Annotated in this window: 1 protein-coding gene; it reads left to right on the forward strand. The window is 71.7% G+C overall.

Going from position 1 to position 2,058, the window contains the following annotated elements; translation table 11 throughout:
* Positions 1–20: 20 nt before the first annotated feature.
* Positions 21–2,058: non-ribosomal peptide synthetase (locus ADL08_RS09885; RefSeq protein ID WP_234352080.1), on the forward strand; the 2,038-nt coding region annotated here is incomplete at its 3' end.

Here is a 2,058-nt window from a genome sequence, read left to right on the forward strand (position 1 = left end):
AGGCGGCGTTGGGGGACGTGGTGGAGCGGCATGCTCCGCTGCGGACGGTCTTCGAGACGGTGGACGGCGAGCCGCACCAGCGGATCCTCCCGCCCGAGCTCGCGAGGCCGACGGTCCGACGCCGTCGGGTGGAGGCGGAACACCTGGACGCGGAGCTGGCCGCCGAGGCGGGCCGCGTGTTCGACCTGGCGGTGGAGATTCCGGTGCGGGCGGTGGTGTTCGACCTGGAGGACGGGTCGGCGGTGCTGTCGATGGTGGTGCACCACATCGCGACCGACGGCGTGTCGAGCGGGGTGTTCTTCGCGGATCTGGAGCGGGCGTACGAGGCCCGGCTCGGGGGAGCGGACGGCTCGGTCCTCGACTCGTTGACGGTCCAGTACGCGGACTACGCGGCCTGGCAGCGAAGGGTGTTGGGCGAGGCGGACGACCCGGGGAGCGTGCTGGGACGGGAGCTCGGCTTCTGGCGCGGTGCGCTGGAGGGGCTGCCGGAGGAGCACGGGCTGAGCCTGGACCGGCCGAGGCCGGCGCGGGCGTCGCACCTGGGAGGTCAGGTCGAGGTCGATCTCGGTGCGGACGTCTTCGGGCGGGTGGCGGCCTTCGCCCGGGCGGAGGGGTGCACGCCGTTCATGGTGGTGCACGCGGCGCTGGTCGCGGCTTTGACCCGGTGGGGTGCGGGGTCCGATCTGGCGATCGGTTCGCCGGTGGCGGGGCGCGGTGACAGGGCGCTGGAAGGCCTGGTCGGGTTCTTCGTGAACACACTGGTCCTGCGGACCGACAGCGCGGGCGACCCGACGTTCCGCGAGCTGCTGGACCGGGTCCGTACCGTCGACCTGGATGCCTTCGCGCACCAGGAGACGCCCTTCGACCTCGTCCTCGAAGCGGTCAACCCGACCCGTACGCTCTCGCGCCACCCCCTCTTCCAGATCTGCCTCGGCCTTGAGTCCGACGGCGGCCCTGCGTTCGCCCTGAGGGGCGTGCGGACCGGTCCCGTCGAGAAGGTCTCCAACGGATCCGCCAAGTTCGACCTGGAGTTCTTCCTCCGCTCCGACGACGAGAAGTCGCTCCGGGCCACCGTGCTCTTCGCCGCCGACCTGTTCGACGAGGTGACGGTACGGCGCATGGTGACGGCCCTCGGTGGGGTGCTGGCCCAGGTGCTGGAGGAGCCGGGTGTCCGGCTGTCGGGCCTGGAGGTGCTGTCCGGTGCGGAGCGCGAGCTGCTGACCGGCCCGTGGGCCGGCACCGCGATCGACGTGGGCGACGCCTCGCTGGTCGAGCGGTTCGAGGAGCGGGCCGCCCGCCATCCGGACCGCACCGCCCTGATCGACGGCGAGCGGAACATCACCTACGCCGAGCTGAACGCCGACGCCAACCGCCTGGCCCGCCACCTGAGTTCGTACGGCCTGGGGCGCGGCGACATGGCCGGTGTGCTCCTCGAACGGGGCGCGGACTTCGCGGCCGCGGTGATCGCGGTGGTCAAGACGGGAGCCGGTTACACGCTCCTGGACCCGGACTTCCCCGACGAGCGGCTGCGTTCGGCGGCCACCGACGCCGGTATCGATGTCCTGGTCACCGGCCCCCGTCTCGCGGGGCGCCTGGAGGGACCGTGGCGAACCGTCTCCTGCTCGCCCGGGGAGCTGGAAGGCCTGTCCGGGGAGAACCTGGGCATCGAGCTGACCGGGGACGACTCCGCCTGCCTGATGTTCACGTCGGGGTCGACGGGCCGGCCGAAGGGGATCCTTTCGTCGCACCGGAACCTGGTGTCGACGGTGAGCGGTCAGTCGTACGGCCGGTTCGGTCCGGGGGAGGTGTTCCTGCAGTGCTCGCCGGTGTCGTGGGACGCGTTCAGTCTGGAGTTCTGGGGCGCGCTGCTGCACGGCGGGACCTCCGTACTACAGCCGGGTCAGCGGCCCGAGCCGGTGCTGATCAGTGAGTTGTCCCGGCGCCACGGTGTGACGATGCTGCAGTTGTCGGCGAGTCTGTTCAACTTCCTCGTGGACGAGCACCCGGAGGCGTTCGACACGGTCACGGTCGCCTTCACCGGCGGCGAGGCCGCCTCCC

This window comes from Streptomyces sp. NRRL F-6492, from assembly GCF_001280125.1.
GTDB lineage: Bacteria > Actinomycetota > Actinomycetes > Streptomycetales > Streptomycetaceae > Streptomyces.